Source organism: Streptococcus infantis (assembly GCF_047463655.1).
GTDB classification, from domain to species: Bacteria; Bacillota; Bacilli; order Lactobacillales; family Streptococcaceae; genus Streptococcus; species Streptococcus infantis_Z.
On the sequence record NZ_JASHDM010000004.1, the window covers coordinates 80,115 to 94,824 of the forward strand.

At 34.9% G+C, this 14,710-nt stretch carries 15 protein-coding genes; 14 read left to right on the plus strand and 1 reads right to left on the minus strand.

The genetic code is table 11. From position 1 onward, the window contains the following. Nucleotides 1-16 precede the first annotated feature (16 nt). The 3 genes from QM877_RS05005 (at nucleotide 17) to QM877_RS05015 (ending at nucleotide 6,899) form a co-directional block, all read left to right on the plus strand. Nucleotides 17-6,229 carry a DEAD/DEAH box helicase family protein gene (locus QM877_RS05005; RefSeq protein WP_000404913.1) on the plus strand — a complete coding sequence of 2,071 codons (6,213 nt, stop codon included), beginning with the start codon at nucleotides 17-19 and terminating at the stop codon, nucleotides 6,227-6,229. A 75-nt stretch (nucleotides 6,230-6,304) separates the two neighbouring features. Beyond that, the gene (locus tag QM877_RS05010) at nucleotides 6,305-6,589 is read left to right on the plus strand and encodes a DUF5962 family protein (protein WP_000969635.1); all 285 of its coding nucleotides are present in this window, start codon (nucleotides 6,305-6,307) and stop codon (nucleotides 6,587-6,589) included. Nucleotides 6,590-6,602: 13 nt separating this feature from the next. Next, the gene (locus QM877_RS05015; protein ID WP_000998893.1) at nucleotides 6,603-6,899 is read left to right on the plus strand and encodes a DUF5966 family protein; all 297 of its coding nucleotides are present in this window, start codon (nucleotides 6,603-6,605) and stop codon (nucleotides 6,897-6,899) included. Nucleotides 6,900-6,912: 13 nt separating this feature from the next. Here QM877_RS05015 and QM877_RS05020 read toward each other — a convergent pair whose 3' ends face one another. Further along, on the minus strand, nucleotides 6,913-7,110 hold the full coding sequence (locus QM877_RS05020; RefSeq protein ID WP_002883212.1) for a hypothetical protein: 198 nt from the start codon (nucleotides 7,108-7,110) through the stop codon (nucleotides 6,913-6,915). A 159-nt stretch (nucleotides 7,111-7,269) separates the two neighbouring features. Between QM877_RS05020 and QM877_RS05025 the strand changes: the two genes are divergently transcribed. From QM877_RS05025 to QM877_RS05075, 11 genes are all read left to right on the plus strand, one after another. After that, nucleotides 7,270-7,911, plus strand: coding sequence for a hypothetical protein (locus QM877_RS05025; protein WP_000933083.1), 642 nt, complete (start codon nucleotides 7,270-7,272; stop codon nucleotides 7,909-7,911). 9 nt (nucleotides 7,912-7,920) lie between these two features. Further along, a complete protein-coding gene (locus QM877_RS05030; protein WP_000401895.1) occupies nucleotides 7,921-9,006 on the plus strand; it encodes a toprim domain-containing protein in 1,086 nt (361 codons plus the stop codon). Nucleotides 9,007-9,056: 50 nt separating this feature from the next. After that, nucleotides 9,057-9,290 carry a DUF5965 family protein gene (locus tag QM877_RS05035; RefSeq protein ID WP_000152421.1) on the plus strand — a complete coding sequence of 78 codons (234 nt, stop codon included), beginning with the start codon at nucleotides 9,057-9,059 and terminating at the stop codon, nucleotides 9,288-9,290. Then, nucleotides 9,287-9,670: a DUF5945 family protein gene (locus QM877_RS05040; protein WP_000159212.1), complete on the plus strand. Its 384-nt coding sequence runs from the start codon at nucleotides 9,287-9,289 to the stop codon at nucleotides 9,668-9,670. Before QM877_RS05035 ends, QM877_RS05040 begins: the two co-directional genes overlap by 4 nt. Before the next feature lie 37 nt (nucleotides 9,671-9,707). Further along, nucleotides 9,708-9,980, plus strand: coding sequence for a hypothetical protein (locus QM877_RS05045; protein WP_000495440.1), 273 nt, complete (start codon nucleotides 9,708-9,710; stop codon nucleotides 9,978-9,980). Between the two features lie 69 nt (nucleotides 9,981-10,049). Then, complete coding sequence (gene pezA / locus QM877_RS05050) at nucleotides 10,050-10,526, plus strand: type II toxin-antitoxin system antitoxin PezA (protein WP_000579606.1); 477 nt, start codon at nucleotides 10,050-10,052, stop codon at nucleotides 10,524-10,526. Further along, nucleotides 10,526-11,284: a type II toxin-antitoxin system toxin PezT gene (gene pezT, locus QM877_RS05055; protein ID WP_000405347.1), complete on the plus strand. Its 759-nt coding sequence runs from the start codon at nucleotides 10,526-10,528 to the stop codon at nucleotides 11,282-11,284. Before pezA ends, pezT begins: the two co-directional genes overlap by 1 nt. 263 nt (nucleotides 11,285-11,547) lie before the next feature. Beyond that, a complete protein-coding gene (locus tag QM877_RS05060; protein WP_000492703.1) occupies nucleotides 11,548-12,231 on the plus strand; it encodes a LexA family transcriptional regulator in 684 nt (227 codons plus the stop codon). A gap of 2 nt (nucleotides 12,232-12,233) precedes the next feature. Further along, entirely contained in the window at nucleotides 12,234-13,649 is a 1,416-nt protein-coding gene (locus QM877_RS05065; protein WP_000219661.1) for a Y-family DNA polymerase, read from the plus strand. Beyond that, on the plus strand, nucleotides 13,646-14,011 hold the full coding sequence (locus tag QM877_RS05070; RefSeq protein WP_000981958.1) for a hypothetical protein: 366 nt from the start codon (nucleotides 13,646-13,648) through the stop codon (nucleotides 14,009-14,011). The genes QM877_RS05065 and QM877_RS05070 overlap by 4 nt, the downstream gene beginning before the upstream one ends. Next, nucleotides 14,001-14,291 (plus strand): DUF5960 family protein, encoded by a 291-nt coding sequence (locus QM877_RS05075; protein WP_001080185.1) that lies wholly within the window; start codon nucleotides 14,001-14,003, stop codon nucleotides 14,289-14,291. Before QM877_RS05070 ends, QM877_RS05075 begins: the two co-directional genes overlap by 11 nt. Nucleotides 14,292-14,710 lie beyond the last annotated feature (419 nt).

Consider the following 14,710-nt stretch of genomic DNA (forward strand, 5'->3'; position numbering starts at 1 on the left):
GATGAAAGGAGCGAGTATGGAAATAATGCAATTATTGGCTATGTTTCGTGGAACAATTCCAAAAGATAGGGAGAAAATGGCCCTATTTCTTCGTTATCAAGCGCAACATTTTGATGAGAAATGGCAGGACTTGGTAGAGAGGTTTTTGTCTGAAGAAGGTAAGATAGAAGAGGTTCCTCATGTCTATTCTTTTGATCAAGATATTGTTTCTTTCTTAGAGGCTAGTTCTGAAAATAATGATCAAGATTTAGAAGGTTACACAAGAAGTTTTGGACAAGCGGGTCTAGGTAAATTATCTCAATTAAGTAATTGGGAGAAAAACTTGGTGCTAGAAGTCGCAACCTATAACCTTTCCTCTCGATTTTACATCCAATCTGAAAAAGAAAAACTAGAACAACTAAGTGAGCTTGTATTTCATCAGAATCAGGAAGTTAATTTAGTCAACGTCTATCGAGTTGCGAATAATCTATCTGATCGTATTAGTAGAGATATAGAGGAATTTCTTCTAATGGTTGATTCCAAAGAACTTAAAAAAGAAGTTCTTGAGATTCATTTTGAAGAAAAAGAGGGAGACATTCTAGCTTATTTGGGTTCGGAATTGATGGCTACTTTAGATACAGTTACGGAGCTTGTCCATCATGAAGAAAACTACCAACAACTTCCACTGACACAAAAGCTGAAGATTATTACTCATTTTGATGATGTAAAGGCTAGAAGTGAAAAGTATAAGCAAGTAGAGGAATCCTTATCTCCTTCAACTGATATTGAACAGGAAATGGAAGAAACTAACTCTTTTTCTAATGTTGATAAAATTGTGGAAGAAGCTTTGAGGGAATATCCAATCGGTTCACAAGTGAGTTATAAAGGCCAAGTATTTCAGTTAGTTTCGATTGAAAATGCACACTTAAATGACTTAGTTCGCCTAGAGCTATTCAATGATTCCAACCAGTTATTTGAAGAAAATCCTATTTTATACTTGAACAGTTTGGAAGAGATTGAACAAGTCTTGTCTCTTGTAGAACTTGAAAAAGAAGATTCAGAGATTGAGATTGAATCACCAAGTGAAAGCCAGGAAATAGATTTGTTTTCCTATCTGGAAGAAGATAATGAAAAGGATAAGGAAACAGAAACGCTTATTGTAGGCATAGAAGAGACGGATGTCCCTGTTCTAGATTTTGTTTTTCCAGATGATTTAGAGGACTTTTATCCTAAGACAAATCGAGAAAAAATTGAAACGAATATCGCCGCAATTGACCTTGTTAAAAGATTAGAAAAAGAGGGACGACAAGCGAATCTAGAAGAACAAGAGCTACTAGCCAAGTATGTCGGCTGGGGTGGTCTTGCCAATGAATTTTTTGATGAACTCAATCCAAAGTATGAAGCAGAACGTTTAACTCTTAAGAGTTTAGTAAGTAAATCAGAATACTCCACCATGAAACAAAGTTCTCTCACAGCCTATTATACAGACCCGATGATTATTCGCCAGATTTGGCAAAAATTAGTGGAAGACGGCTTTGATGGAGGAAGGATATTAGATCCATCTATGGGGACTGGGAACTTCTTTGCGGCTATGCCTAGAAGTATACGAGATAAATCAGAACTCTATGGGGTTGAATTAGACAGTGTGACAGGCGCAATCGCAAAACAACTACACCCCAATACCCATATTGAAGTGCGAGGATTTGAAGAAGTTCCCTATCAAAATAATAGTTTTGATTTAGTCTTAACGAATGTTCCTTTTGGAAATTTTCGCATTGCCGATAAAAACTATGATAAACCTTATATGATTCATGACTACTTTGTCAAACACTCACTTGATTTAGTAAGAGATGGAGGGCAAGTTTCGATTATTTCATCTATTGGGACAATGGATAAGCGGACAGATAATGTCTTACAAGAGATTAAAACCAATACTCATTTTTTAGGGGGAGTTCGTTTGCCGGATACGGCTTTTAAAAAGATTGCAGGTACTCGAGTGACCACAGACCTCCTCTTCTTTCAAAAGAATCAAGCAAAGAATCTTAATGAAGAGGAACTTGTTTTTAGTGGTTCTATTCCCTTTGAGGAGGATAAGCGTGTCTGGATCAATCCTTATTTTGATGGGAAATACAACACACAAGTTTTGGGTGAATATGAGGTACGTAATTTTAATGGAGGAACCCTCAATGTTAAGGGGGTATCAGAAACATTATCTGCTGACATAATGAAAGCATTAGAGAATGTGGAAGCACCTAAACAAAGTGACAATTCTTTGAAAGCACCTGTTTTTATCCAAGAAGAAGTGGATAATTCTATCCCAAGTCGTATACGTGAGGATTTAGCGCTCTATTCTTTTGGATATGAGGGAAATCAAATTTATTACCGAGATACGCATGGCATTCGGAAAAGTTCAAAAGTAGACGAAATTAGTTATTATGTAGACGAGAAGGGAGAATTTAAAGCCTGGGACAGTTCTTTGTCTGAACATAAAATAGATCGATTCGTGCAACTTCATTTGACAGATGAGGAAGCACTAGATGTATACAAGTCAGAAGAAGCGAGTAAAAGGGGGAAATATAAGGGACTGTTCAAAAAAACTGTCTTTTATGAAAGTCCCTTATCGGATAAGGATATTAGTCGCATTAAGGGCATGGTTGATTTGAGAGAGACCTATCAAGCCTTAATTGAAATTCAACGTCGTCCAGATTATAGTCGTCCAGATTTTCAGATATTACTTAGTAAACTCAATCATGACTATGACCGTTTTGTAAGTCAATTTGGATACTTGAATGCCTCAGTCAATCGGAACTTATTTGATAGTGACGATAAGTATTCCTTACTAGCTAGTTTAGAAGATGAATACATTGATTCTAAAAGTCAGAAAGTAAAATATAAAAAATCTTTAGCTTTTGAGAAAGCATTGGTTAGGCCGGAGAGGGTGATTACAAGAGTTTCAACAGCTCTAGATGCCTTAAACTCCAGTTTATCGGATGGTAGAGGGGTTGATTTAGACTATATGGTATCCATTTATCCCGAACATAGCCAAGCTACTATTTTAGATGAGTTAGGTGACCAGATTTTAATGGATCCAGAAAGCTATTTAAGAGGGGAAAGAAAATATCTTTCTAAGAACCAGTTTTTGTCAGGAGATATTCTCAACAAGATAGAAGTAGTTCAACTGTTAGTAGAGGAAAACAACCAAGAATGTGATTGGAACCATGCTTTAGATTTGTTAGAATCTGTTCGTTCTCCACGGATTCATCTGGCAGATATTGAGTTTAAAATAGGGTCACGTTGGATTCCTCAATCCGTTTATGGTAAATTTGCCTTTGAATGTTTTACCAATCGTGAATTTGGACTGTCTTCTCCAGATGTAGAACAAGTTATTGAAGTGAATCCTGTCGATGGTCAGGTTCATTTAAGGACATCATTTGCTTATCGCTATCCGAATGCAAAAGATAGTAGTCTTGGAGTTAGTGGGTCACGTTATGATACAGGAAGAAAGATCTTTGAGAATTTACTTAATTCGAACCAACCGACGATTACTATGACTGTTACGGAGGGAGAAAAGAAAAAGACTATCACAGATTTGGAAAAAACCTCTGTTTTAAGAGCAAAAGAGCAGCATTTACAAGAGCTCTTTCAAGAATTTGTCTCACGGTATCCAGAAGTCCAACAAGTCATTGAGGAAAGCTATAATCGTCTTTATAATCGAACGGTTAGTCGAGAGTATGACGGTAGCCATCTAGTCATTGATGGCTTGGCACAAAACATCAGTCTTCGTCCTCACCAAGAGAATGCCATTCAAAGAATCGTAGAAGAAAAAAGAGCCTTATTAGCTCATGAGGTAGGTTCAGGAAAGACATTGACCATGCTTGGTGCTGGATTTAAATTAAAGGAGTTAGGGATGGTTCATAAGCCTTTGTATGTAGTGCCCTCTAGTTTGTCTGCTCAATTTGGTCAAGAAATCATGAAATTTTTCCCTACTAAAAAAGTCTTTGTGACTACTAAGAAAGATTTTGTGAAGGCGAGAAGAAAACAATTTGTTTCTCGTATTATTACAGGAGATTACGATGCCATTGTCATTGGGGATTCTCAATTTGAAAAAATCCCTGTCAGTAAGGAAAGACAGATGAATTATATCGAGGATAAACTTAATGAACTACGAGAGATTAAAACACATTCTGAAAATAAGTATACCGTTAAAGAAGCAGAGCAATCAATAAGTGGTCTAGAGAAACAATTGGAAGAACTCCAACGCTTTAATCGTGATAGTTTTATTGATTTTGAGAACTTAGGAATTGATTTTCTCTTTGTGGATGAAGCACATCACTTTAAAAATATTCGCCCAATTACTGGACTTGGGAATGTAGCAGGGATTACCAATACAACGTCTAAGAAGAATGTGGATATGGAAATGAAGGTGCGACAGATTCAGGAAGAACATGATTTTAAGAATATTGTTTTTGCGACAGGAACACCCGTTTCAAATTCTATTAGTGAGTTGTACACTATGATGAACTATATTCAACCAGATATCTTAAAACGCTATCAAGTTGATTATTTTGACTCTTGGGTAGGTGCTTTTGGAGAAATTCAAAACTCTATGGAATTAGCTCCTACAGGGGATAAGTACCAACCTAAGAAACGATTTAAAAAGTTTGTCAATCTACCTGAGTTGATGAAAATCTATAAAGAAACAGCCGACATTCAAACACAAGATATGTTGGATTTACCTGTCCCAGAAGCCCATATTATCCCTATTGAGAGTGAGTTAACCGAAAACCAGAAACTCTATTTAGAAGAATTGGTTATGAGGTCAGATGCGGTCAAATGTGGAACAGTTGATCCGAGCCAGGATAACATGTTAAAGATAACAGGTGAGGCACGGAAACTAGCTATTGATATGCGTTTATTGGACTCTAGTTATAGTCTAGCAGACAATCATAAACTGCTTCAGGTAGTGGATAATGTTGAGAGAATTTATCGAGAAGGAATGGAAAATAAGGCTACTCAGATGATTTTTTCAGATATTGGCACACCTAAGAAAAAGGACAATGGCTTTGATGTTTATTCTGAGATTAAGGCATTATTAGTTGATAGAGGAATCCCTAGTAAAGAAATTGCCTTTGTACATGATGCCAATAGTGATGAAAAGAAGAATAGTTTGTCTCGAAAGGTCAATGCAGGAGAGGTGCGGATTCTCCTTGCTTCAACTGAAAAAGGAGGAACAGGTTTAAATGTTCAGAGCAAGATGAAAGCAGTTCATCACCTGGATGTACCGTGGAGACCAAGTGACATTCAGCAACGCAATGGACGGATTATCCGACAGGGAAATGAAAACAAGGAAGTGGATATTTACCACTACATTACCAAAGGTTCATTTGATAATTATCTATGGGCAACTCAGGAGAACAAACTTCGTTATATTAAGCAGATTATGACTTCTAAGGAGCCGATTCGTGCTGCGGAAGACATTGATGAACAGACCATGACAGCTTCTGATTTTAAGGCACTAGCAACAGGTAATCCTTATCTCAAATATAAGATGGAACTAGAGAATGATCTAACTCTATTAGAAAATCAAAGACGCGCCTTTCAACGCAGCAAGGATCACTATCGTCATACAATCTCTTACTGTGAAGAAAATATGCCCATTCTTGAGAAACGATTAAGCAAGTATGAAGGCGACATTCAACAGTCTGAAATGTCGAAAGACCTGGCATTTACTATGACAGTAGGTAAGCAAGCTTTTGAGCAACGAGCTGAAGCAGGGGAATCCCTACACCGTCTTATCCGTCATAATCAAGCTGACAGCAAAGAATTCCGTACCCTTGCCAGTTATCGAGGATTTGACATTAAAATGCTTAGTCTTCCAACAAATCAACCTCTTCCTGAAACTTTCTCTGTTAAGATTGTAGGAGAAAATCAGTATTCTGTCAGTTTAGATTTGTATTCTCCTTTGGGGACAATTCAAAGGCTTCAGCATACGATTGATCACATTAAAGAGGACCAAGTGAAAACTCAGAACTTATTGGATGAATTAAAGGATAAATGGACTACTGCTAAAGTAGAAATTGAGAAAAATTTTCCAAAGGAAGAGGACTATCAAACAAAAAAGGCCGAATACGATGTACTCGCGCCATTGATTGAAACAGAAACGGATTTAGATATTATTGATCAGGCCTTAAGACAATTCCACGAAAAAGGAAAAGAAAAGCAAGAACAACTTTCTTTTGAATTAGATTAAAAAAATAGATATAAATAGCGGACAAGAAAAGAAAAGCGCGGTAGAATAAAGATAGAAAGAAACGAGGTAACGATTATGATGGAAGATACCTATTATCAATTAGAAGAGGCCTTAGTACAGGGATTTCAAACACCTGAAGAATACCAAGCCTACAAGGAGTTAAAGGAACATTATGAGGAAGTGACAGGCGATTACAGCTTTTCTATACGAGAACTTACTAGTCAATTGGAAATCGCTCTTCAGAATCATCGAGGTGTGGACTTTGAAGAACATGAGAAAGAGGAGTATTTGGACTTAGTTCAAAAGCTAGAGGAATTTGATTCCTCTCTTGCCACCCATTATCGTCAATTGATTGACTAGAAAGGAGAAAGTCATGAATGATTTACTCCTTATCCCAGTAATTTTTTTAGCAGTAGGAGGAATTCTCATTCTTTTATGGAGACTCTTTCTTATTGCCAGTGGACTTTTCCTGATTGGTTTTATCAGTTTTCTTATTTTCGTGGAGGTCTATGGAATTTATTTGTTCTTTACTGAACCGACTTTATACTTTGATGATATCAGACAACATGGTTTAACTAGTTTTACGGCTGTGTACCTTTTCATCAATCTGATGTTGGTTCTAGGATTCAGTTGGCGTTTCATAAACTCCAAAACTAAGGAAAGTATGTAAACTTGTTAGATGGTTAAAAAACTTTATCTGAATCTAAATTCGGATAAGGTTTTTTATTAGCCTTGATTCTTTCATACACTTCATAGCTAAATTGGAACAATAATTTATGATAATTTTTATCCTTACTATTATTACTTGTATTTATGGCTTGTTTATGTCGTTCAATATGAGAAAGAGCTCTTCTCAAATTTTCTTCTTTTAAATTATTCATAGTTACATTATAAGATAAAGACATCTAGTTTTGATATTTTTCTCTGAACTGTACGATTTTGCGCCTGAAATGTAGGAATTACCTTTCGTTGTGATGTGATAAAACTTACAAGTTCTTTTTGTTATTCTTGACCTAGTTTTTATAGAAAGAAGGTCTAAGATGTTAAATAAAGTCAAAACTAAAGCCTTAATTAGTGTTGGAGCAGTGGCTGCAACTAGCTTTATTCTCATGATGGGATATACTGCTGGTCAACACTCGACTGCTAAACAAAGTCGTAAAGAGATTGAATTAGCTGCAGCTAAACTTGTAGAGGACAAACAAGCAGAAGATAAAGCAAGTATTTTGTCATCAGATACTGTAAAAGAATTTTTGACGCAGTACTATACGAAAGAAAAGCTCGGAGAAAATAATACACGTATTCAACCTTATATGACTGAATCGGCTTATTCTCAAGAATTGTCAAGTCAAAATGATGCCATGAACCAAGTTTATAAGGACTATATTTTGGATTATCATTTTGAAAAAGCAGATATCTTTGTCAATCAGACTACGAATCAAGCCATTGCCATGGTCTCTTATAATGTAACCTATGTATCTGATTTAAAGAATGCCAACCAATCAAAGACCAATCAGACAGAAACCAGAACGGTTAAGTTGTCTTATTCGAAACTACCAGGTAAGTTATTGGTTAATCAAGTACAGGTTTGGAAATCTGGGTTAGATGATTTAGATAAGGCCACTCCCAAAACTTTAGAAGAATCATCATCTGTCCCCTCACTGCCAAATACTACGACAAAATGATGATATTGCATGGAAATAGAAGAATGTAAGCAAATCTCAATTCTTGATGTAGCCAATCGTTTAGGTATATCCTTTAAACAAGTTTCAAACAGTGTCTATGAACATCCTGAACACGATTCATTCCGGATTTTTTCAACTACCAATACTTTTAAATGGTTTTCAAGAGATATTCAAGGTGATGTTATTGATTTTGTTCGCCTAGTTAAAGGAATTTCTTTTAGAGAAGCTCTATCTTTTCTTTCTGAAGAACCTTTTCAAAAAGGCATTGTTCAAGAAAAAAGAGAGAGACCATTTTATTATCCTTTAAAGTCAATAGAAGATTCTGACTGTCGTTTGACCAGATATTACTTAACAGAATGTAGAGGAATCTCAGAAGAAATCGTACAAAAGATGATTCAACAAGGTCTGATTACACAAGCCAGTTGGAAAACAAATGAAACAGTTGAACCTGTTATTGTTTTTAAAAGTTTTGATCATCGTCACAAACTGCAGGCGGCAAGCCTACAAGGGATTTATAAGAATCACTCTCTTCCTAGAGAGAGGCTGAAAACGATTCTAAAAGGAAGCCATGGACATATTGGAATATCCTTTGATATTGGTAAACCAAATAGACTGGTCTTTTGTGAATCGTTCGTAGACTTGATGAGCTATTACGAGCTTCATCAACAAAGTCTATCTGATGTTCGTTTGGTATCTATGGAAGGATTAAAAAGGTCTATTGTTGCTTATCAAACTTTACGACTGATAGCTGAAGAAAATCAGAAGTTGGAATTTTTGGATACAGTAATACCTTCAAAGTTATTGCCTTTAATCAATACAATTCGTGATACCACCAGCTATTTTGATAATCATCCTGATTTATTGACACTTGCGGTAGATTGTGATGATGCAGGTAAAGAATTTTCTGATAAGTTATCTCAATCAGGATTTCCTGTTTTACTGGATTTGCCTGATAATGAATCTGGGAAAGAAAAACGAGACTGGAATGATGTCCTTAGAGAAAACAAATCAGATTTACAATTGATGCTTGAGTCTGCAAAAGAGACATTTGGGAATCAGCCAGTAAGACAAACCTCTCAATGTTTAGAATTGTGATAACAAAATCAAGATGTTTTAGCTAATATTAAAATGAAGGAGGATCGTATATGACCATAATCGAACGCTTAGAAGAAAAGGTCACTAGGCAAGAAAGTAAGGTAGCAAGAGAGACAGAAAAACTAGCTGCTTACAAAGAACAACTGGAGACAGCGATGTTTGCGACGTTCAAAAGGCGTCAAAGCATCAGTCACATGAGTTTTGAAGAAGCTCTTGACCATGCCTTTGGTAAAGAAAGACAATTCGATGATTCTGAATCTAGAAAGGATGAAATGAGTGAATGACAAAAGATTGGAATTTTAATCAACCATTAGAAAGTAAATCAGAAAATCAAGAAGATCCAGATAAAATTGCGGCCTTATTTGGAAATCATCAAGGAGGTAATGATGTAAATTATGAAGCAGCTTTTCAAAAGCGCAAACAAGCACCTGTAACGGAATCAAATCCTAGTTCTAAACCCAAAGTTACAGAGGTTAGAACAGGAAAAGAGACAGATATCACTACAAGTTATCAGCAACATCTTAAAAGACTTATTGCGGATAACAATAGTGATATTCAAAGCAGTCAAAAGAAAATTGAAGAGCTACATACTTTGATTGACACTAAGAATAAAGACAATAAGAAATTGCAGTCCATTTATGATGCGATTTCCGAATTACACTAAGCAGTCCTGATAGGCTGCTTTTTTTGAGAGGTTATAGATGTTTACAACATTTTTTAAGAAAAATCACGACAATAGTGATGTATTTAAGAAGCTAATTCATAGACTATCTGATATGTCTGTCCAAGATCTTGAAAAAATAGACCGACTGCTAGATATCATTTTCACTCCAGATCAAGAATCAGAACAAGTAAAAACAGAATCAATTTATAGGGAAGAAACATTGGACGACACATTAAAGGAAGCTAAGAATCAACTTCATAAGGAACAATTGGAGAAGAATTTAGAGAGATTTAGAAAAAACAATAAATAATGCACCAAAAATGGTGCATTTACTTTTTCTAAATGTTATAATGGTGTTATCAAATGAAAGGAGTTTGCCATGATTGGAAAGAACATAAAATCCTTACGTAAAACACATGACTTAACACAACTCGAATTTGCACGGATTGTAGGTATTTCACGAAATAGTCTGAGTCGTTATGAAAATGGAACGAGTTCAGTCTCTACCGAATTAATAGACATCATTTGTCAGAAGTTTAATGTATCTTATGTCGATATTGTAGGAGAAGATAAAATGCTCAATCCTGTTGAAGATTATGAATTGACTTTAAAAATTGAAATTGTGAAAGAAAGAGGTGCTAATCTATTATCTCGACTCTATCGTTATCAAGATAGTCAGGGAATTAGTATTGATGATGAATCTAATCCTTGGATTTTAATGAGTGATGATCTATCTGACTTGATTCATACGAATATCTATTTAGTAGAAAATTTTGATGAAATTGAGAGGTATAGCGGCTATTTGGATGGAATTGAACGTATGTTAGAGATGTCTGAAAAACGGATGGTAGCCTAATGGAAATCCAAGATTATACTGATAGTGAATTCAAACATGCTCTAGCACGGAATCTTCGTTCACTGATAAGAGGAAAAAAGTCCAGTAAGCAACCTATAGCAATTTTGCTTGGAGGGCAAAGTGGTGCTGGTAAGACTACAATTCATCGTATTAAACAGAAAGAATTTCAAGGAAATATTGTTATCATAGATGGTGATAGTTTTCGTTCTCAGCATCCACACTATTCAGGACTGCAGCAAGAATATGGCAAAGATAGTGTAGAATACACCAAAGATTTTGCAGGTAAAATGGTAGAGTCTTTAGTAACAGAATTGAGTCATTTGGGATACAATCTTTTGATAGAGGGAACTTTACGAACGATTGATGTTCCAAAGAAAACAGCACAACTCTTGAAAAGTAGGGGATATGAAGTACAATTAGCCTTGATTGCGACAAAGCCTAAGCTGTCCTATCTGAGCACCCTTATCCGATATGAAGAACTATACGCTATCAATCCAAATCAAGCACGCGCAACTCCAAAAGAACATCATGATTTCATTGTAAATCATCTAGTTGATAATACACGGCAATTGGAAGAACTAGCTATCTTTGAAAGAATTCAAATTTACCAACGAGATAGAAGTTGTGTATATGATTCAAAAGAAAATACAACTTCAGCAGCAACCGTTCTTCATGATTTACTATTTGGAGAATGGAATCAAGTGGAGAAAGAGATGCTTAAATCTGGAGAAGAAAGATTGAAAGATTTAACTAATTGAAATGGTTTGTAGAGTTAGATTTTTAAAATAAAGTCTATTGGATCGTTAATTAAAAAATAACGATTCTTTTTTATATTCTCTATTTTCTTCTTCATATTTTTTCAAAAGTTTTAGCATTCTTCAGTGATGATTTCCTAACAATAAAAGTACGAATTTAGCGCAGTTTATGATTATTTTAAATCTTGAGGGTTATTAAACTCTTGATTTTTTCAACAAGCTATGGTATCCTTTTGTTAGTTAATAAACTTACAAAAGGAGAATAAATGTTTTCACCTACTAAATTAAAAAGAAAAAGAGAAAGTCAAGGATTATCTCAATCTCAACTTGCATCCAGTTTGGGAATTAGTAGAGCCTCATACTTTAATTGGGAATCAGGTAAAACAAAGCCTAATCAAAACAATTTAAGCAAATTGAGTGAGATTTTGAATGTAGATCTTCGATATTTTGAATCAGAGTATGAAATAGTTGAAATCTATCTCAAACTAACGGAAAGGAATCAAGAAGCAACACTTCATTATGCTACAGAATTGTTGAACAAACAGAATGCAAAGGTTGTAGACATTCCTCAGCGTTTTGCCTATAAGGTCTACGAAAAATTATCAGCTGGTACAGGAACAGCTTATTTTGATGATGGTAATTACGATACAGTTTACTTCGATCATCAATTTGATTATGATTTTGCATCGTGGGTGTTTGGTAATTCAATGGAACCGACATATGAAAATGGTTCGGTAGCCCTTATTAAGCAAACGGGATTTGATTATGACGGGGCTATCTATGCGATAGATTGGGATGGTCAAACCTATATTAAGAAAGTGTATCGTGAAGGAAATGGGCTTCGATTAGTTTCACTCAATCGGAACTATTCAGATAAGTTTGCGCCTTATGATGAGAATCCTCGTATCATAGGGAAAATCGTTGGAAACTTTATGCCTTTAGAGGATTGAGTATGACTTGGTTTGATTATAGTCTCGAACCAAAGAGTGACGTTGCATTTATTGATATGAAATCTTTTTATGCAAGTGTAGAGTGTGTCGATAGAGGCTTACATCCACTTAAGACTTCGCTTTGTGTTATGAGTCGTGCAGATAATTCTGCCGGGTTAATCCTTGCTTCCTCTCCTATGTTTAAAAAGGTCTTTGGAAAATCAAACGTTGGACGTTCCTATGATTTACCATTTGATGTAAAAACTAGGAAGTTCTCTTACTATAACGCTAAGAAGCAAGGTTTACCGACAACGATAGATTATGTGCGTTTTATTGAGGAATGGGCAAAATCAACTGTGATTGTTCCTCCGAGAATGGATACTTATATAGCAGTCAATATGGAAATTCAAAAAATCTTTCAAGATTTTGCGGCACCAGACGATATTTATCCTTATTCAATTGATGAAGGATTTATTGATTTAACAAGTTCATTAAATTATTTTGTGCCAGATAAAAGTATTAGTCGGAAAGATAAATTAGATATTATCTCGGCTGCTATTCAAAAAAAGATTTGGAGAAAAACAGGAATCTATTCAACGGTAGGTATGTCTAACGCCAATCCCTTATTAGCTAAGTTGGCACTTGATAATGAAGCTAAAAAGACTCCGACAATGAGAGCTAATTGGTCCTATGAGGATATAGAAAAGAAAGTATGGGCTATTCCTAAAATGACAGATTTCTGGGGAATTGGAAATAGAATGGAGAAGAGATTACATAATCTAAGTATCTTTTCGATTAAAGAATTGGCACAGGCTAATCCTGACTTGATTAAAAAAGAGCTTGGGATTATGGGACTAGAGTTGTGGTTTCACGCTAATGGTATTGATGAAAGCAATGTTCATAAACCTTATAAGCCGAAGTCAAAAGGGATAGGGAACTCTCAAGTTTTACCTAGAGATTATGTCAAACAAAGAGATATTGAAATTATACTTCGTGAAATGGCAGAACAAGTTGCAGTTAGATTGAGAAGAGCTGGTAAAAAAGCGACTGTGGTTTCTATACACTTAGGATATTCTAAAGTAGAACAGAAACGATCTATTCATACTCAAATGAAGATTGAACCGACCAATCAAACAGCATTACTGACAAATTACGTTTTAAAGTTATTTAAAACTAAATATACTTCAGGAGCTATTAGGAATGTTGCGGTTAACTATTCTGGTTTAGTAGATGAATCCTTTGGATTGATTTCATTATTTGATGATATTGAGAAAATAGAAAAAGAAGAAAGGCTCCAGTCCGCAATTGATGCTATTCGAACAGAATTTGGTTTTACTTCACTATTGAAAGGAAATGCCCTGGATCAGGCTTCTAGAACAATTGCAAGAAGTAAACTCATTGGTGGTCATTCAGCTGGAGGATTAGATGGGCTAAAATGATGAATCGTTCTTATTTGCCGTTTTTATCTGCAAGAGAGTATCAAGATCGTGGGATGGCTAAGTGGATGGGATTCTTTTTGTCAGAACATTCAAGTTCTCTTTGGGAAGAAAAAAATAAAGAAGATGTCTCAATTACTTTATCAATGGAAGTGAAAGTTTTACTTGTTCGTCAACTTTATACGAATACATTCCCTGCAACGTTTATTTTTAAGCACTCAAATAGAAGAAAAGTAGTATCGGGTATTGTTAAAGAAATTGGGAAAGAGTTTATATCTATAAAATCAGACATTGGATTTCTTCGATTAGAATGGTTAGATATACTTGATATCCAGATAGAAGGTGAGGAATTACATGAATCGTAAAGAATTATATGACGATAAATTGCAGCTAGATTATTTTTCTGATTCTTATTTACGATTTGAGTCAGATTTTTACAAGTATTCTGCTTTAGATATACCATTAACATTTATTACCGATGATATTTTACGCACAATGGCTATGTCTCAAAAACATTATTTTAAACTTGACAAAAGTAAATCTTTAGACGGTCGGGACCATTACTTTGTTTTTTCTATCAAGATGAATAAAGATAGTAGTGGGATTAGGCAGTATGAATATCAGAGACATTGCTTTAGTTTATGAAAATTATTGAACAATTGAAAACAAAAATCAATAGATAAAATTAAAGATTAATAAAATAATTTTAATTGTGAAACAAGAAATATAGTAGTTGAATAAATAAATTAAAAAACATCACGACTGTTTTAATACTATAATTAAAAACTATCTCATTCTAATATTGATAACATCCAAAAAAATAATAGGAGGTGATGAATTAACTATTTCGTTTGACATGATTATAAAGGAAAAATTAGGACTCTAAGTAATTCTATAACAATACTGGAGGCTGGGTAAAACTCAATTTGAGGAGAAAATGAAGTAAATCTTTCCACAAGAATGCATATTATTAAGGTTTTAGATACCTGATAATATGCGTTTTTTTATTTTAAAGACTTTTTACCAAGCGTTCTTTTTTACGTGACTATTAGTCCGTCTCGCTC